At 62.2% G+C, this 16650-nt stretch carries 17 protein-coding genes; 8 read left to right on the top strand and 9 right to left on the bottom strand.

Annotation, left to right across the window (positions count from 1 at the left end):
* Positions 1-2 precede the first annotated feature (2 nt).
* The 3 genes from K4O48_RS02035 to gap all read right to left on the bottom strand — a co-directional run bounded on the left by K4O48_RS02035 (position 3) and on the right by gap (position 3208).
* The gene (locus K4O48_RS02035; protein WP_222910528.1) at positions 3-1169 is read right to left on the bottom strand and encodes an iron-containing alcohol dehydrogenase; all 1167 of its coding nucleotides are present in this window, start codon (positions 1167-1169) and stop codon (positions 3-5) included.
* A 415-nt stretch (positions 1170-1584) separates the two neighbouring features.
* The gene (locus tag K4O48_RS02030) at positions 1585-2175 is read right to left on the bottom strand and encodes a cyclodeaminase/cyclohydrolase family protein (RefSeq protein ID WP_222910527.1); all 591 of its coding nucleotides are present in this window, start codon (positions 2173-2175) and stop codon (positions 1585-1587) included.
* A 13-nt stretch (positions 2176-2188) separates the two neighbouring features.
* Positions 2189-3208: a type I glyceraldehyde-3-phosphate dehydrogenase gene (gene gap / locus K4O48_RS02025; RefSeq protein ID WP_222910526.1), complete on the bottom strand. Its 1020-nt coding sequence runs from the start codon at positions 3206-3208 to the stop codon at positions 2189-2191.
* A gap of 177 nt (positions 3209-3385) precedes the next feature.
* Here gap and K4O48_RS02020 point away from each other — a divergent pair, with 177 nt between their 5' ends.
* The 4 genes from K4O48_RS02020 to xpt all read left to right on the top strand — a co-directional run bounded on the left by K4O48_RS02020 (position 3386) and on the right by xpt (position 7905).
* Positions 3386-4921, top strand: a complete 1536-nt coding sequence (locus tag K4O48_RS02020; protein ID WP_222910525.1) for an alpha-amylase family glycosyl hydrolase — start codon at positions 3386-3388, stop codon at positions 4919-4921.
* Between the two features lie 2 nt (positions 4922-4923).
* Positions 4924-6543, top strand: coding sequence for an alpha-amylase family protein (locus K4O48_RS02015; protein ID WP_222910524.1), 1620 nt, complete (start codon positions 4924-4926; stop codon positions 6541-6543).
* A 7-nt stretch (positions 6544-6550) separates the two neighbouring features.
* Positions 6551-7141: a DUF1080 domain-containing protein gene (locus tag K4O48_RS02010; protein ID WP_222910523.1), complete on the top strand. Its 591-nt coding sequence runs from the start codon at positions 6551-6553 to the stop codon at positions 7139-7141.
* Positions 7142-7332: 191 nt separating this feature from the next.
* Positions 7333-7905, top strand: coding sequence for a xanthine phosphoribosyltransferase (xpt, locus tag K4O48_RS02005; protein ID WP_073302934.1), 573 nt, complete (start codon positions 7333-7335; stop codon positions 7903-7905).
* 22 nt (positions 7906-7927) lie between these two features.
* Here the strand turns inward: xpt and K4O48_RS02000 are convergent, their stop codons facing one another.
* The 5 genes from K4O48_RS02000 to dadA form a co-directional block, all read right to left on the bottom strand.
* Entirely contained in the window at positions 7928-8446 is a 519-nt protein-coding gene (locus K4O48_RS02000; RefSeq protein ID WP_222910522.1) for a cupin domain-containing protein, read from the bottom strand.
* 134 nt (positions 8447-8580) lie between these two features.
* Positions 8581-9003: a c-type cytochrome gene (locus tag K4O48_RS01995; protein ID WP_312846493.1), complete on the bottom strand. Its 423-nt coding sequence runs from the start codon at positions 9001-9003 to the stop codon at positions 8581-8583.
* Positions 9004-9165: 162 nt separating this feature from the next.
* On the bottom strand, positions 9166-9714 hold the full coding sequence (locus tag K4O48_RS01990; protein ID WP_222910521.1) for a cupin domain-containing protein: 549 nt from the start codon (positions 9712-9714) through the stop codon (positions 9166-9168).
* Between the two features lie 111 nt (positions 9715-9825).
* Positions 9826-10182 carry a RidA family protein gene (locus K4O48_RS01985; RefSeq protein ID WP_222910520.1) on the bottom strand — a complete coding sequence of 119 codons (357 nt, stop codon included), beginning with the start codon at positions 10180-10182 and terminating at the stop codon, positions 9826-9828.
* The gene (gene dadA / locus K4O48_RS01980) at positions 10154-11455 is read right to left on the bottom strand and encodes a D-amino acid dehydrogenase (RefSeq protein WP_222910519.1); all 1302 of its coding nucleotides are present in this window, start codon (positions 11453-11455) and stop codon (positions 10154-10156) included. The genes K4O48_RS01985 and dadA overlap by 29 nt, the downstream gene beginning before the upstream one ends.
* 149 nt (positions 11456-11604) lie before the next feature.
* Here dadA and K4O48_RS01975 point away from each other — a divergent pair, with 149 nt between their 5' ends.
* The 4 genes from K4O48_RS01975 to K4O48_RS01960 all read left to right on the top strand — a co-directional run bounded on the left by K4O48_RS01975 (position 11605) and on the right by K4O48_RS01960 (position 16020).
* On the top strand, positions 11605-12093 hold the full coding sequence (locus K4O48_RS01975) for an Lrp/AsnC ligand binding domain-containing protein (protein ID WP_021207170.1): 489 nt from the start codon (positions 11605-11607) through the stop codon (positions 12091-12093).
* A gap of 77 nt (positions 12094-12170) precedes the next feature.
* A complete protein-coding gene (locus K4O48_RS01970) occupies positions 12171-13481 on the top strand; it encodes an NAD(P)/FAD-dependent oxidoreductase (RefSeq protein ID WP_222910518.1) in 1311 nt (436 codons plus the stop codon).
* A gap of 61 nt (positions 13482-13542) precedes the next feature.
* Entirely contained in the window at positions 13543-15093 is a 1551-nt protein-coding gene (locus K4O48_RS01965) for a phospholipase D family protein (protein WP_222910517.1), read from the top strand.
* A 177-nt stretch (positions 15094-15270) separates the two neighbouring features.
* The gene (locus tag K4O48_RS01960; RefSeq protein ID WP_222910516.1) at positions 15271-16020 is read left to right on the top strand and encodes a hypothetical protein; all 750 of its coding nucleotides are present in this window, start codon (positions 15271-15273) and stop codon (positions 16018-16020) included.
* Between the two features lie 11 nt (positions 16021-16031).
* Here K4O48_RS01960 and K4O48_RS01955 read toward each other — a convergent pair whose 3' ends face one another.
* Positions 16032-16556: a DUF962 domain-containing protein gene (locus K4O48_RS01955; protein ID WP_222910515.1), complete on the bottom strand. Its 525-nt coding sequence runs from the start codon at positions 16554-16556 to the stop codon at positions 16032-16034.
* Positions 16557-16650: the final 94 nt, after the last annotated feature.

The following is a 16650-nucleotide window of genomic DNA, read 5'->3' as shown; positions in this document are numbered from 1 at the left end:
GGTCACTCCTGGTTCCAGACGGTTTCGTAAAGGTCGATGATTTCCGCTTCCGTAGGCACGCGCGGGTTGTTGCCGGGCGAACCCGAGGCCAGCGCCTGCTTGGCCATGGTTTCGCGCAGTTCGAAGAAGCGATTGCGGGTGATGCCGAACTGCTCGGGGCTTGGCACCTGCAGCTCTTTATTGATGGCACGAAGCTCGGTCAGCAGCTTGTCGTTGGCCACCTCGACGCTGTCACCCTCACCCGCGACGCCCATCGCCCGCGCACAGTCGGCATAACGCTCCGGCGCGGCGGGAATCGAAAACGCGGTGATCGCCGGCAGCAACATGGCATTAGACAGGCCGTGCGGCACATGGAAGAAGGCGCCGATCGGCCGGCTCATGCCGTGCACCAGCGCCACCGAGGCATTGGAGAAGGCGATACCGGCGAGCGTCGCACCCAGCATCATCGCCTCGCGGGCGTCGCGATTGCCGGGCTCGTGGTAGGCCGCGCGCAGGTTGGGCGCCAGCAAGCGCATGGCTTCTAGCGCCTGTGAGTCGCTGTAGAGGCTGGCCTTGCGGCTGACGTAGGCCTCGATGGCGTGAGTCAGCGCATCGATGCCGGTGTCGGCGGTCACCCGCGGCGGCAGCGAGAGGGTCAGTTCGTAGTCGATCAGCGCAGCCACCGGCATGAAGCCGAGGCCGGCGCAGAGCATTTTCTCGTCGCTGGTTTCATCGGTGATGATGGTAAAGCGCGTCGCTTCCGAGCCGGTCCCCGCCGTGGTGGGAATCGCGATCAGCGGCAGGCCGGCTTCGCTGACATCGCGCGGGAAGCGATAGTCGCGCATCTCACCGCCGAACTTGCCGAGGATACCGATGGCCTTGGCCGAGTCGATCGGGCTGCCGCCGCCCAGGGCGATGATCGAGTCATAGCTGCCCTGACGGACCATCTCGACGCCAGCACGAATCGATGCCGCAGTCGGCTCCGGCAGCGTGTCGGCAAAGCAGTCGCTGGGGATGTCGGCCTTGGCCAGCGTCTCGCTGATGCGCGCTACATAGCCGAGCTCGACCATCATCCGGTCGGTGACGATCAGCGGCCGTTTGCAGCCCAGGTTGTGTAAAACAGAGACGATCTGCTGGCTGGCGCCGGCGCCGACTTCCATCAGGCGCGGCAAGACGATGCGATGGCTCATGGTGTTCTCCGGTGGCGGTCGCGACATCGTTAAAGCCCGGCAGCTGGCTGCCAAACAAGCACATGCGCGAACGGCTTGCGTGAGGAGACTATCGAGTCTCGATTGTTATTTGAAAGTGCCTCAGCTGGCCTTGAGACTAGAAACAATCCACGCAGCCGTCAAACTATAACGAGACGTTTTTTCTCGTTATAGACGAACGGATATGCTGATGCTATCGCCAAGGCCGTCCTTGATTCGCGAGCGGGATCGGTTCGCCAGCAAGCTGACTTCTACAAAGCGAGTCGTAGCGGCCGCCCGCTAGCCGAGTCGATCATCGGTCTCGTAGGAGCGAGCTTGCTCGCGAATCTCGGCGCAGGCCCAACATATGGCGTGACGGGCAAGCACAACCAGCTGAGTTTGATCGCTTACCGAACCGCTACTTGCCTGAATCGACCAGCCGCCGCAGCAACGCGTCGCCTTCGCTTTGCAGGCGTCGGCGTGTTCGCCCGACCTGATCCTGGGCGGCGGCATCATCCAGACTCGCCATATCCGCATCGACATTGATCAGCGCCGCGCTGAGCCCCGCATGGATGAGCACAGCGCCGGCCTGGACATCGCTTTGCACGATCGGGTCGGTACGTGGCCGGGCATCCACCGCGAGTTCGAGCGCCTCCAGACAGCAATGCGCCAGGGCCAGCGGCACCGCACAGGCCTGACGCGCTGCCGCCTGCTTATCCTCGACTTCACCATGGCGGGCTGCACTCAGGTAATCGTCGAACGCCTGCATGTCGTCATCGGCAAAAGCGCCTGGCCGACCCAGCAACGCCTCGGCGGCTTGCAGCAATTCGTGGCGAACCGGATCTGAACCGTGGGCCTCGCTGATGCGCAGCCCCTTGAGCACCAGCGCGAGGCCGATATCCGCCGTGACAGCGGCCGCCGCGCCACAACCGGGCGTCGACTGGCGAGCAGCTGTAGCCGCCCTGAACTCTGCCAGCCGTTGCGTCCAGACGCTCGCGCTATCGCTCATCGAGCTGCTCCGCTCAGCTCGCTTGCGCGGTGCCGTCGCCCCAGTGCAGCAGCACATCGAGCATACGGTTGGAGAAGGCCCATTCGTTGTCGTACCAGGCCAGCACCTTGACCAGATCACCTTGCACGCGCGTATGGCTGAGGTCGGCCACGCATGATGTTGGATGGCCAAAGAAGTCGCGGGAAACCAGTGGCAAGTCGTTGCACTCCATCACCCCAAGCGGCATCTTCTGCGCGCCATCGCGGAGGATCTGGTTGATCGCCTCGACGCTACCCGGTGCCCGCTCGGCGGTGAAGGTGAGGTCGACCAGCGACACGTTCGGTGTCGGCACCCGCACCGCCAAACCGTCCAGTCGCCCGGCCAGCTCGGGCATCACCAGACCGATGGCCTTGGCCGCACCGGTGGTCGACGGAATCATCGATTCCGCTGCCGCACGGGCGCGATAAAGATCCTTGTGCGCCTTGTCCAGCAGGCTCTGATCATTGGTATAGGAATGCACCGTGTTGAGCAGGCCCTGACGGATGCCCACCGCCTCATGCAGCACCTTGGCCAGCGGCGCCAGGCAGTTGGTCGTGCAGGAGGCATTGGAGATTACACGGTGGCTACTGTCGAGCAGCTCATGGTTGACGCCGTAGACGACCGTCAGATCAGCGCCGTCCAGTGGGTGCGAGGCGAACACCCGCTGGGCACCGGCCTGCAGGTGCTGATCGATCAGGTCGCGCTTCTTGAATTTCCCCGAGCACTCCAGCACCACGTCGACACCTAGCTGTTTCCAGGGCAGCTGCGTCGGGTCGCGTTCCTGCAGCAGGCGGATCGACTGGCCGCGGATCTGCATCACGTCATCGTGCAGATCCACCTGGCCGTGGAAACGGCCGAAGGTGGTATCGAAGCGCGTCAGATGCGCCATGGCCGAGCGCTCGCTGAGGTCGTTGATCGCTTCAATATGAATCTGGTTTTCCAGGTTTCGCTCGAACAGGGCTCGCAGTACCGCTCGGCCAATACGGCCATAACCATTGATAGCAACTCGCAACATGGCGCTCTCCTGGGTCGTTGAGGCTGGTCCAAAGTTAGTCGGAGTATCCGCTGTCGCGTTCAGTACCGTCCGACGGAGATCAATGAACCCGGGAAACCCAGGCACCGCTCGTCAGTCGTACACCTCACAGGCCCGTTGCGCTGGGCCTGCCGCACACCGGATAAAAGGGGCACGAGCATGAGCGAGTCAACCCAGGCACCCTGGTGGAAAGGCGCCACGATTTATCAGATTTACCCGCGATCTTTCGCCGACAGCAATGGCGACGGCATCGGTGACCTTAACGGCGTGCTGCGCCACCTCGATCATTTGCAGCAGCTCGGCGTCGACGCGCTGTGGCTGTCACCGATCTTCCGCTCGCCGATGGCCGACGCCGGTTACGACATCAGCGACTACTGCGACATCGATCCGCTGTTCGGCTCGCTGGCCGACATCGACCGGCTGATCGCCGAGGCGCATGCTCGCGGCATTCGCGTGCTGCTGGATTTCGTGCCCAATCACACCTCGGACGAACACCCCTGGTTCGTCGAGTCGCGCCGCTCGCGAGACAACCCCAAGCGCGATTGGTACATCTGGCGTGACCAGCCGAACAACTGGCGCGCCGCGCTGGGTGCTGGCAGCGCCTGGACCTGGGACGAGCACACCCAGCAGTATTACTTGCACCTGTTCCTCGCCAAGCAGCCGGACCTCAACTGGCGCAACCCCGAGGTGGTCGAGGCGATGCACGACGTGCTGCGCTTCTGGCTCGATCGCGGCGTCGACGGCTTTCGCATCGACGTCATCCACTGCACCGGCAAGGACCCGAGCTTCGCCGACGATCCCCGCTGCCAGGCTGGTCAGCCGCTCTCCGACTTCAATGACCAGCCCTACAGCCACGAAGTGCTGCGCGGCCTGCGCAAACTGGTGGACAGCTATCCCGGCGACCGCATGCTGGTGGGCGAGGTGAACATCCGCTCCACCGAGCGTGTGCTGCAGTACTACGGCGCGGGCAACGAGCTGCATCTGGCCTTCAACTTCAACCCGCTCGACGCGCCCTGGGACCCGGTGCTGTTTCGCACCTGCATCCGCGAGGTCGAGCACTGGCTGCAACCGGCCGGCGCCTGGCCCACCTGGGTACTGTCCAACCACGACAATGTGCGCCAGCGCAGCCGCTATCAGGGCTCCGAACGGGCCTCCCGTGCCGCCGCAGTGTTGCTGCTGACCCTGCGCGGCACACCCTTCATCTATCAGGGCGAGGAGCTGGGGCTGGAAGACGCGGTGATCACTGCCGAGACCCGTGTCGATCCGGGCGGCCGTGACGGTTGCCGGGCGCCGATTCCCTGGCAAGCTGAGCCGCCGCATGGCTGGGACGGCGCTGCACCCTGGCTGCCCTTCCCACCCGAGGCCGACGAACTGGCGGCCGAGCGCCAGACCGGCGCAGCAAACTCGATGTTCGCGCTTTACCAGCGCCTGCTCGCCGCGCGCAAGGTCAGCCCGGCGCTGCATCACGGGGACTTCGAGGAATTGCCGTCGCATCCGGAGGTACTGGCCTATCGCAGACGGTCCGGCGACGACTGCCGGCTGGTCTGCATCAACTTCGCCAATCACTCGCACGCCTTCCCGCAAAGCGGTCAGTGGCAGGTCGAAATCGCCAGCGATGGCGACGGTGAGGGGCAACCCTTCAACGGCAATCTAACGGCCGGGCAGGCATTGATCCTGCGCCCGGCGGAGGGCTGAGCATGCGTCCACTCTGGTATCGCAACGCGGTGATCTATCAAGTCGATCCCGCGTTGTTCCGTGACAGCAATGGCGATGGCTGCGGCGATTTGCGCGGCATCACCGAGCGACTCGATTACATTCGCGGGCTGGGCGCCACCGCGGTGTGGATCATGCCGTTCTACGAATCGCCCTTCTGCGACGCCGGCTACGACGTCACCGACCACCTGCAGGTCGCGCCGCGCTTCGGTGACCTGGCCGACATGGTTGCCCTGCTGGAAAAAGCCGAGGAGCTGGGGCTACACGTGATTGTGGAATTGCTGGTGCAGCACACCTCCATCCAACACAAGTGGTTCCAGGAAGCGCGCCGCGACCGAAACTCGCCTTACCGCGACTACTACATCTGGGCCGATGAACCCGACGACTCGATGGAGCCGATCTTTCCGACTGTCGAGGACAGCATCTGGACCTGGGATGAGGAAGCCGGTCAGTACTACCGCCACCTTTTCTACAAGCACGAGCCGGACCTGGACCTGACCAACCCGCGGGTGATTCACGAAATCGAGCGGATCATGTCGTTCTGGTTGCGCCTGGGCGTATCAGGGTTCCGTATCGACGCCGCGGTGCATATGGTCCGTCAGGCTGGCGGAGGGGATCTCAAAAAAGGCTACTGGCTGCTCGAACACATGCGCGACTTCGTCACCATGCGCCGCCCCGAGACCGTGCTACTCGGCGAAATCGACACCGACCCGGAGAAGTACGTCGAATACTTCGGGGACGAAGCCGACCGCGTCACCCTGCTGCTGGATTTCTGGACCAACAACCACTTTTTCCTGGCACTGGCGCGGCAGCAGGCCGAGCCCCTGTGTCGCGCGTTGAACAGCCAGCCGCTGCCGCCCAGTCATTCACAGTACGCGCTGTGGATTCGCAACCATGACGAGCTGAGTCTGGATCGTCTGGAAGAAAGCGAACGCGACGAGGTGATGGATACCTTTGCACCCGACCCGAAGATGCGTGCATACAACCGCGGCATTCGCCGGCGTCTCGCGCCCATGCTCGATGGCGATGAACGTCGGATTGCCGCTACGCACGCACTGCTGTTTTCGCTTCCGGGCACCCCAATCATCCGCTACGGCGAAGAGATTGGCATGGGCGATGACATGGAACGTCCCGAGCGCCAGGCGGTGCGCACGCCAATGCAGTGGTCCAACGAGCCCAACGCCGGTTTTTCCTGCACCGCCGGTGAACTGGCGGCACCGCTGATCGATGAGGGCCCGTTCGGGTACGAGAAGATCAATGTATTCGCCCAGACCCTGCGCAGCGATTCCCTGATGGCGCGGACCGGCAACATGATCCGCACGCGGATCGGCCTGCGTGAGATCGGCATTGGCAAGCGCACGACTGTCGAGGTGGACGACCCGGCTGTGTTTGCCATTCGTCACGACAACGGCTCTACCGTGCTGATGCTGGTCAACCTTGCTGACAAGGAGACGACCGTGACGATTCAGGCCGACGACCTGCAGGACATGGTCGATGTGCTTGCCGACTGCGATTACGGTCAGCCGGAGGGTTCGCCGTTGGCGCTTAAGCTCGGGCCATACGGTTACCGCTGGCTGCGGCGCAAACAGCAATTGTTCGGGTGACAGGCTGATGATTCGAAAGCTCGATGCCTCTCAATGGCGTGCCTGGCACGGCGATGGGTTTCCTGAAGATTGCTGGCGCGTGGACGGCGACGAGCTCCACGCCCTCGCCGGTAGCCGGCGAATCGACCTGATTTCGCATGAGCCTTACCGCAATTTCACGCTGCGATTCGAATTCGCGCTGCCCACGGGTGGCAACTCCGGCGTGTTCTGCCGCGTCGAGGAAAGCGCCGAACTGAGCTGGCACAGCGGCCCCGAAATGCAACTGCTCGATGACCGAGGACACCCCGATGGCCGAGAGCCCACGACGCGCAACGGCGCGCTATACGGATTGCTGAGACCGGAGGTGGAAATACAGATTGAGCCCGAACAGTTCGTTGAAGCCGCGCTAACGGTTCACGATGACGAGGTCGAGCACTGGCTCGGCGGCCGCCAGGTGCTGCGCTATCGGCTGGATGATCCGGCCCTGCGTGAGCGCATCGCCCGTAGCAAATTCAGCGGCTATCCCAGATTTGCTCAGGCCCATCGCGGGCACATCGTGTTGCAACATCATGGCGAAGCGGCACGCTTTCGCCGCTTGTCGATCGACACATCAGACTGAAAGGTCCGCTTGGACCCAGGCCCGGAATTGAGCGAGAATGCGCGGCTTTCCAGGCTGCGGAACGCAGTGACGAACGGATGCTGAAACGAAACGAGCTGGGCGCTCGCCACCATGGCGAAGCGCCCAATTGGTTTTCTGGCACCCTGATTCGTCAGGCAATCCCGGCCGCTCACGCTTGAGGTAGCGCGTTCGTGGAACAGCTGAAACAGAAGATCCGAAATGAAGGCATCGTACTCTCCGACCGCGTGCTCAAGGTCGATGCCTTTCTGAACCACCAGATCGACCCCGTGCTGATGCAGCAGATCGGCCAGGAATTCGCCCGATTGTTCCGCGACGAAGGCATCACCAAGATCGTCACGATCGAGGCGTCCGGCATTGCGCCAGCAATCATGGCGGGGCTGGAACTGGGCGTGCCGGTGATCTTCGCGCGCAAGCATCAGTCTCTGACGCTGACTGACCACCTGCTGACCGCTTCGGTGTATTCCTTCACCAAGCAGGTCGAAAGCACCATCGCGATCTCCACCAATCACCTGTCGGATGCCGACCGCGTGCTGATCATCGACGACTTCCTGGCCAACGGCAAAGCCGCCAAGGGCCTGATCTCGATTATCCAGCAGGCCGGTGCCAGCATCGCCGGGCTCGGTATCGTGATCGAGAAATCCTTTCAGGCCGGTCGCCAGGAACTGGAAGAAGCGGGCTTCCGCGTCGAATCGCTGGCTCGCGTGGCCGCCCTCAGCGACGGCCAGGTGGTGTTCGTCGAATAAGCGCCTCGTGCTGCCTCACGCCTCACGCCTCACGCCAGAGACTGACCAGCGCGCCTTGGGTGCCGGCGACCGGATCGCTCACCGGCACGCCTACCCGCTGGGCGCGGGCTCGCGCTTCATCGTGGCTGCCTTCGTCCGGTCGCAGCAGATCGTACTGCTGGTCCACCGGATAGCCACCGACCACTTCGAAGTCGTCGCTGGCACTGAGCTGGCAATGGCCAGTACCGGCCGGCAGCACCAGCGCATCGCCAGCCTTCACCTCCACTTCCTGCCCCTGCTCGCCGCCGAGCATCAGCCGTGCCGAGCCTCGAGAAACGCCGAGAACTTCATGGGCCGTGGAGTGGTAGTGGTGATAGTCATAGACACCGGCGCGCCATTGCGCGGGCCACAGGTGACTGTTGAACAGGTTTTCGAACGCGCTGGCGTAATCGTCATCAGCCAACGGCAACTGACGGTACACGAGCACCGGATGGGAACTGTTCGGAGTGCGACCGTCGCTGGAAAAATGCAGCTGTTCGGGTTGCGGGGCTGAACTGGGCATGAACACCTCATCGCTATGCCAGGACCACAGCGGGCCTTGGGATCGGATTTGAAGTTTCGACCCGACACGACCCAGCTTTTATCCCCAGAAACGACAAAGCCGCCCGAAGGCGGCGTTGTCTACCCAGCGAACGCTTACAGGCCGGACATGTGCTTGATGGCGGCCATCAGCTCGTCATCCGAGCAATCGCCACAGGTGCCTTTCGGTGGCATGGCGTTGATGCCGCTGATTGCGGTAGCCAGCAAGCCATCAAGGCCGCCTTGTTTGTCAGCACGGGCTTGCCACGCTGCCGTATCGCCAACCTTCGGCGAGTTCAGCAGTCCGGTGCCATGGCACGCAGTGCAGAACTTGCCTACCACGTCTTCTCCGCTGCGGGCTGCGCCGCCAGCGGCAGCAGTAGCAGCACCAGCCGCTGCGCACTCTTCACCTTGGATACATACTTCACCCACCGGCTTGAGCCGCTCGGCGATCTCTTCGTTGGTCGCAGCCTGAGCGCTCACTGCCCACAGGGCCACTACGGCAGTCTGTGCTACCAGGATCTTCTTAATCAGGTTCACCTTATACCCTCATGTGGCTAGACACGCCCGCGGCCACGGTATCGCGAGCGGCGGTCAGTATAGCGGCAAGCCATGCCCGCCGAAACAATACGAATGGCCCTGCTATCTGCAGCGACGCTTTGTCGCAGCGCCAGACGACTAAGTATGAAACACACCGCCACGCTAGAAGTTTGCTGGCGTGGTCGCGCTGATGAGCCTGGCCGGCGCGTCGAATGGATTACGGAAACGATGCGGCTTGCTGCTCTCGAAGTAATAGCTGTCGCCGGTTTCGAGCACATAGGTCTGGCCACTGACGGTCAACTCCAGACGCCCCTCGACCAGCATGCCCGCCTCTTCGCCCTGATGCGCCAGCATGTCCGTGCCGGTATCAGACCCCGGCGGATAGGTTTCCGCCAAGAAAGCGATGGCGCGGCCAGGATGGGCCTTTCCGACCAGTTTCATGCTCACCGCACCGTCGGAAATATCGATCAGCTCGCCGGCCTTGTAGACCACCTGCGTATCGCTGTCCTGCTCGAAATCTGGCGAGAAAAACTCCACAAGCGACATCGGGATGCCGCTCAACACCTTTTTTAGAGAGCTGATCGACGGGCTGACGCTGTTCTTCTCGATCATGGAAATCGTGCTGTTGGTGACGCCTGCACGTTTGGCCAGTTCGCGCTGGGACAGGCCCTTGAGTTTACGGATGGTTTGCAGTCGAACACCGACGTCCAATACGGGAGCCCCCAATCAAGCGCGAAAAACACAGGGGGCTATGATGGCGAGGGCGTTCAGTATTTTCAACACACCGGAACGAAATGACTCGGCGCAGGGATTGGACCCGCTCTAACCCGGCAGCGCGGCTACCACGGAGAGCTCCACGAGGATCTCCGGCTCGCAGAGTTTGGCTTCGACCGTGGCACGTGCCGGCGCGACGCCGATCGGTAACCAACTGTCCCACACGGCGTTCATGCCGGCGAAGTGCGCGTCGATATCCCTCAGGTAGATGGTGACCGAAAGAATGTGCTGCTTGTCCGTGCCGGCTTCGCCGAGCAGACGCTCGATATTCTCAAGAGTTTCGCGGGTCTGTTGCTCTATCCCGGCGCTCATGCCGTCACCCACCTGGCCGGCGAGGTACACCGTGCCGCGGTGAATGACGATCTGGCTCATGCGTTCATTGGTGTGCAGGCGCTGTATGGGCATGTTTGTGCGATTCCTTGGTGTTGCCGTATCGGGAGATATCCAGGCCATCCGTGCTGATCTGAGTGCGTTTCTTGGCCAGCAGATCCGCCAGAAGTCGGCCAGAACCGCAGGCCATGGTCCAACCAAGGGTACCGTGGCCGGTGTTCAAAAACAGATTGCGATAAGCGGTCGCGCCGATGATTGGCGTGCCGTCCGGCGTCGCGGGGCGCAACCCCGTCCACAGTTCGGCGCTGCGGGGATCACCGCCTAACGGGAACAGATCTCCGACCACCATTTCCAGTGTTTCACGGCGGCGTGGGTTCAACGACAAGTCGTGCCCTGCGATTTCGGCCATTCCGCCGACCCGTATACGTTGATCAAAGCGGGTGATGGCGACTTTGTAGGTTTCATCCAGCACCGTCGACACGGGCGCCATCGCCGGATCACTGATCGGCACCGTCAGCGAGTAGCCTTTAAGCGGATAGACCGGTGCGTGGATACCGAGCGGCTTGAGCATCTGCGGACTGTAACTGCCCAGCGCCAGCACGTAGCGATCGGCCTTCTCCAGTTGGCCACCGATCCAAACGCCGTCGAGCCGGTCGCCTGCATATTCCAATCGCTGGATGTCCTGATTGAAACGGAACTCAACCCCCAACTCCCGAGCCACGTCGGCAAGCTTGGTCGTGAACATCTGGCAGTCACCGGTCTGATCGTTGGGCAGACGTAGCGCACCGCTGAGTTTGTCCGCCACGCGCGCCAGTGCCGGCTCGACGCGCGCGATACCGGCGCGATCAAGCAGTTCGTAAGGCACACCGGACGCTTTCAGTACGGCGATGTCCTTGGCGGCGTTATCCAGCTGCGCCTGCGTGCGGAAGAGTTGGGTCGTGCCGCACTGCCGGCCTTCGTAGTCGATGCCTGTTTCTGTACGCAGCTCATCCAGGCAGTCGCGGCTGTATTCGGACAGCCGCACCATGCGCTCCTTGTTCACCGCATAGCGTGCCGCGGTGCAGTTGCGCAGCATTTGAGCCATCCAAAGGTATTGCTGCCAGTCGCCGGTGAGTTTGATGGCGAGCGGCGCGTGACGCTGCATCAACCACTTCATCGCTTTAAGCGGGACCCCAGGCGCGGCCCAGGGCGAGGCATAGCCGGGTGACACCTGCCCCGCATTGGCGAAGCTGGTCTCCATCGCTACGGCTGGCTGACGGTCGACCACGACGACGTCGAAGCCGGCGCGAGCCAGATAATAGGCACTGGTCGTGCCGATTACACCGCTACCCATCACCAGAACACGCATCGCCGCCTCCTACCCGTTCGCTGCCGGGCTTTTCCGAGTCACTGTTAGTGCGGAGTATAGAAAGCGTCCTGTAGTGTTTTTCTCTATATATATGGCTATCTTTGCGAATTATTCACGCCACAAACCCCGTTAATAGAGGCGATCCGCCTATGCGAACGAAGCATCAAACCCGCCGTGAACTGGACAAGATTGATCGTCAGATCCTCCGCCTGCTGCAGGCCGAGGGGCGCATGCCGTTCACTGAATTAGGCGAGCGGATCGGTCTGTCCACGACCCCCTGCACCGAGCGGGTCCGCCGATTGGAGCGCGAAGGCATCATCATGGGCTATACCGCGCGGCTCAACCCGCAGCACCTCAAAGGTGGGCTGCTGGTGTTCGTCGAGATCAGCCTGGCGTACAAATCCGGCGATATCTTCGAGGAGTTTCGCCGCGCGGTGCTCAAGTTGCCGCACGTGCTGGAATGCCACTTGGTGTCGGGAGACTTCGATTACCTGATCAAGGCGCGCATCTCGGAAATGGCCTCTTACCGCAAGCTGCTGGGCGACATCCTGCTCAAGCTGCCTCATGTGCGCGAATCGAAGAGCTACATCGTCATGGAGGAAGTAAAGGAGTCATTGGAGTTGCCGGTACCGGACTGATGGATTCGGCTGCGCTTTTGCTGAGCGGGCCGTGTCCGGTCTACCCTTCGGCCAGGCAAATCGTCAAAGGCTGATTTATGACTATCCCGCAACCCGTCGCTCGCGTACTGAATCATGCGCCTTCCTATTACGCCGCAACGGCCAACCGGTCCCTTGAGCTCACCCATCTGCAGGGCGCGCAGGAGGCAGACGTCTGCATCGTCGGAGGCGGCTTCAGCGGGCTAAACACCGCGATCGAGCTGGCTGAACGCGGCCTGTCCGTAGTCTTGCTGGAAGCACATCAGATCGGTTGGGGGGCCAGCGGCCGCAATGGGGGCCAGCTGATTCGCGGTGTCGGCCATGATGTCGAGCAGTTCCAGCCGGTGCTTGGCGTCGAAGGCGTCGATGCGCTCAAACGCATGGGTTTTGAAGCGGTTGACATTGTCCGCCAGCGAATCGAGCGATACGCCATCGACTGCCACCTGACCTGGGGATACTGCGACCTGGCGAACAAGCCTCGGCATCTTGCCAGCTTCGAGGAGGAACAGGCCGACCTCAAGCGCCTCGGCTACCCTCATCCGCTTCGCCTGGTGCCGCTTGACGGTATGCGCGAGGTGATCGGCTCCGAGCGATACCTCGGCGGGCTTGTTGACATGGGATCAGGCCATCTGCATCCGCTCAACCTCGCACTGGGCGAAGCCGCCGCCGCCGTTTCGCTGGGCGTGCGCCTGTTCGAAGGCTCGGCGGTCCAGCGCATCGACTACGGTTCGCAGGTAACGGTGCACACCGCACACGGTAGCGTCCGAGCGGGACAGCTGGTGCTCGCGTGCAACGCTTATCTGCAAGGATTGCAACCGACCCTTTCCGGTAAGGTATTGCCCGCCGGCAGCTACATCATCGCGACCGAGCCCTTGTCCGAATCCCTGGCCCATGAACTGCTTCCGCAAAACATGGCAGTCTGCGATCAGGCGGTGGGCCTGGATTATTTCCGTCTCTCGGTGGATCGTCGATTGCTGTTCGGTGGCGCCTGCCATTACTCCGGGCGCGATCCGCGCGACATTGCCGCGTATATGCAACCGAAGATGCTCAAGGTGTTTGCGCAGTTGCAAGGCATCAACATCGACTATCAGTGGGGCGGCATGATCGGCATCGGCGTGAACCGTCTCCCTCAGATCGGGCGACTCCCCGACCAGCCCAACGTGTACTACGCCCAGGCTTACGCCGGCCATGGACTGAACGCCACCCACCTCGCCGGCCGGCTGATCGCCGAGGCGATCAGTGGTCAGGTTCAGGGCCGCTTCGACCTGTTCGATCGTGTCCCTCATCCAACCTTCCCCGGCGGTCCGCGATTGCGCTCGCCACTTCTCGCGCTGGGGATGCTCTGGTATCGGCTCAAGGACCTAATCTGAATTTCGCCGTTGCGCTGGCGTCCAATCCGCAGGGACCGATAACAACCTAAAGGAGCGGACCTTGCGCATACGTCTGGTGCTCGTGGCGCTACTGTTGCTGACTGGCTGCGCCGGACACGTGGTTCCCACCCCACCGTCCCACGCGCTGCCCACCCACGATTCAGAACTGGCTCGACAGATCGACGCGCTGGCCGACCGGCAGCCAGCGGGGGAATCGGGTTTTCGCTTGCTGCCGGCCAGCGCGGACGCGTTCGCGGCACGTGTCCGAATGATTCGGGCAGCCGAGACCAGCCTCGACGTTCAGTACTACATCGTCCACGACGGTCTCAGCACGCGGGCGCTGGTCGAGGAAATGCTCAAGGCCGCTGACCGTGGCGTCAGGGTGAGGATGTTGCTCGATGACATCGGCACCAGTGGTAGCGACTATGAGATCGCTACCCTGGCGGCCCACCCGAACATCCTCATCCGCATCTTCAATCCGCTGCACGTGGGTCGCAGCAACATCATCACTCGGAGCCTCGGCCGCCTGCTGCATCTCTCGCAGCAGCACCGCCGCATGCACAACAAGCTGATGCTGGCGGACAGCAGCCTGGCCATTGTGGGAGGTCGCAACCTGGGCGATGAATACTTCGACGCCGATCAGAGCCTTAACTTTACCGATCTCGATCTGCTCGCTGCCGGCCCCGTCGCTCGGCAGTTGGCGACCAGTTTCGACCAATATTGGAATCATCCGCTCAGCATCCCCGTGCAACACTTTCTGCGCAGCGCGCCTGAGCGTGACCAACTCAAGGTCGCGCGCCAGCAGATCGGCCTGTATCTGCAAACTGAGCAGCAAACCAACCCGCAGCGTTACCAGGCGCTGATGGCCGAACTGGGCCGCCCCCTCTCCAAACAGTGGTTACAGGAACTGACCTGGGCCCCGGGTGAAGCGCTCTGGGATGATCCGGACAAGATCAACGCCTCCGGCATCCCGGACGAACATCTGCTGCTAACCACCCGACTGCAACCGAGCATGGACGCGGTTACCCGCGAGATGACGCTGATTTCAGCCTATTTCGTGCCTACCGAGGATGGCGTGAAGTACCTCAGCGACCACGCCGAAAACGGCGTGGCCATCCGCGTGCTGACCAACGCGCTCGAGGCCACCGACGTCCCCCTCGTGCATGGCGGCTACGCGCCCTACCGTCCAGCACTGCTGGAGGCCGGCGTGCGGCTATTCGAGCTGCGTCGACAGCCTGATCAGCAGGCGACATACAGCCTGAGCGGCGAGTCGGAATCGAGTCTGCACAGCAAGGCGGCTGTGTTCGATCGGCAGGAAGTTTTCCTCGGCTCGCTCAATTTCGATCCCCGTTCCATTCTCTGGAACACCGAAGTCGGGGTGCTCATCGAGAGCCCTGAGCTGGCCAGCGAGGTGCAGCGACTCACGCTGGAGGGCACGTCGCCTGCGGTGAGCTACGAGGTGCGGTTGGTCGAGCTAGAGGGTCGCAAGCGCCTGGTCTGGCTCGCCGAAGACAACGGGAATCGGCAGGTACTGCTGCGCGAGCCCGGTGGTATTTGGCGGCGGCTGAACGCATGGTTCAGCCAATTCATCGGGCTGGAAAGCATGCTCTAGGCGACACTGACTGCTTCTCGAGGTTGCATGGCGATCCGGCCAAGATTGACCACCATACTGCCGCCCCGCTTGATTTCATCCCGCCGTGTGATACCAAGATGCCAGCGATTGGCTTAAGCCACCGCACCAATGCCGAACACGGCACTTAGCTTCTATAAAAATAAAAAGGAGCGCGACATGCATCACCGCAAATGGATATGGATGGTGATTGTGCTGGCGGGCTGTTTTCCAGCGTTGCTCAATTCCGCCCAGGCCCAAACGTTCACCGCGCTGGAAAGCATGCAGATACATGCCAACCGGGCGACAAGCAGCCTTCTGCTCTACCGTGGCGAGGGCTTTCAGAAAGCGCACCTCAGGCGTATGGAAACCGACCTGATGTCGTTGGCCGATGCACTGGCCAGTTTCCCGGGCGCTACCACCGAGCTGCGTGAATTGCACCAGACGCTGCAAGCCACGCTGCGTGAAGGCTCCGCCTTCGGCTACCAGGAGGACGACATGCCCTGGGGCTGGCCGTTGCAGATGAGCAAGGCACTCCGCGATTTCCTTACCGCGGTGCGCAGTCAGCAAGGCGCCGATTTCCGCGCCGAACTCCCGGCCAAGGTCGAATACCTGACTGTTCAATATCTGAGTCGCGCGTACGTCGGTTCCTTTGAAACCTCACGAGAGCAGCCAGACACCTACCTCGGCCAGGATGAACGCCACCTCGTGCCGTCCATCGACGAGCAGCTCGCCGCCCTCGATGGTGGATCCAACCCCGCCATCGCCAAGCTGAAGACGCGCTGGGACTTCCTTAAGGTGGCGCTCGAAGACATGAACAGCGGCAACAACAGTTTCAACACCGCCTCAGGGCGAGCCTTCGCGCCGATCATGGTCGACCGCCATGCCCGCAGCCTGAGCGATCAATGGATGGCACTGGCCACCCAGTGATCGTCTGTCGGTCAGGCATCGACCGGGCGGTTATGCAGCCGTACCGGCCCGACCCGCGACTCGATGGCCTGGCGCAAAGGCTCACGCCAACCGAGGATGAAACCCAATTCGGCCGCGACGAACAGCGGCCCGATAATCAGTCCGGTTAGATCGTCAACGAACGCCGGCTTGCGTCCCTCGTAGTAATGCCCCACAAACTGGATGATCCAGCCCACCACAAAGAGCCCGACGCCCGCACTCAGCCAGACGGCGGTCGCTTGCTGCGCCAACAGCGCGCCAACCCAGACGCACAGCAGCAGCACTGCGCCCATGAGCACACCGAAGCGAAGGTCAAGTCGCAGATAAAACAGCGTCGCCGCCAGCGCAACCAGTACGACCGGGCTGAACCATAGCCCGACCACCTCCACCCCGGGACGCGATAACAGCACCGCGACGGCGAGGACGATCATCGGAATACCGATGAAATGACTCAACAGATTGCGCGAGTCGCGGTGATAGGCGGCGTACTGCGCCAAATGATCAGTCAAGGTTTTCATGGGCGAAGCTCCGGATAGCCAATGCGGCAAGCTTAGCCAGCTTGTCGACACGCAAGAGAGGAACGAAGGGTAGACGAGTGCCAAAGTACACGGC

The sequence above is a fragment of the Pseudomonas sp. DNDY-54 genome (assembly GCF_019880365.1).
Classification (GTDB): domain Bacteria; phylum Pseudomonadota; class Gammaproteobacteria; order Pseudomonadales; family Pseudomonadaceae; genus Stutzerimonas; species Stutzerimonas stutzeri_P.
This window is presented reverse-complemented; position numbering and strand designations above follow the sequence as displayed.

What these genes read in the sequence shown, in the direction of transcription:
- K4O48_RS02030 (WP_222910527.1), bottom strand. Translation starts at nt 2,175, where the DNA reads ATGAGCGATAGCGCGAGCGTCTGGACGCAACGGCTGGCAGAGTTCAGG.
- K4O48_RS02020 (WP_222910525.1), top strand. Translation starts at nt 3,386, where the DNA reads ATGAGCGAGTCAACCCAGGCACCCTGGTGGAAAGGCGCCACGATTTAT.
- K4O48_RS02010 (WP_222910523.1), top strand. Translation starts at nt 6,551, where the DNA reads ATGATTCGAAAGCTCGATGCCTCTCAATGGCGTGCCTGGCACGGCGAT.
- K4O48_RS01970 (WP_222910518.1), top strand. Translation starts at nt 12,171, where the DNA reads ATGACTATCCCGCAACCCGTCGCTCGCGTACTGAATCATGCGCCTTCC.
- K4O48_RS01960 (WP_222910516.1), top strand. Translation starts at nt 15,271, where the DNA reads ATGCATCACCGCAAATGGATATGGATGGTGATTGTGCTGGCGGGCTGT.
- K4O48_RS02035 (WP_222910528.1), bottom strand. Translation starts at nt 1,169, where the DNA reads ATGAGCCATCGCATCGTCTTGCCGCGCCTGATGGAAGTCGGCGCCGGC.
- K4O48_RS02015 (WP_222910524.1), top strand. Translation starts at nt 4,924, where the DNA reads ATGCGTCCACTCTGGTATCGCAACGCGGTGATCTATCAAGTCGATCCC.
- K4O48_RS02000 (WP_222910522.1), bottom strand. Translation starts at nt 8,446, where the DNA reads ATGCCCAGTTCAGCCCCGCAACCCGAACAGCTGCATTTTTCCAGCGAC.
- dadA (WP_222910519.1), bottom strand. Translation starts at nt 11,455, where the DNA reads ATGCGTGTTCTGGTGATGGGTAGCGGTGTAATCGGCACGACCAGTGCC.
- K4O48_RS01955 (WP_222910515.1), bottom strand. Translation starts at nt 16,556, where the DNA reads ATGAAAACCTTGACTGATCATTTGGCGCAGTACGCCGCCTATCACCGC.
- K4O48_RS01975 (WP_021207170.1), top strand. Translation starts at nt 11,605, where the DNA reads ATGCGAACGAAGCATCAAACCCGCCGTGAACTGGACAAGATTGATCGT.
- K4O48_RS01985 (WP_222910520.1), bottom strand. Translation starts at nt 10,182, where the DNA reads ATGCCCATACAGCGCCTGCACACCAATGAACGCATGAGCCAGATCGTC.
- gap (WP_222910526.1), bottom strand. Translation starts at nt 3,208, where the DNA reads ATGTTGCGAGTTGCTATCAATGGTTATGGCCGTATTGGCCGAGCGGTA.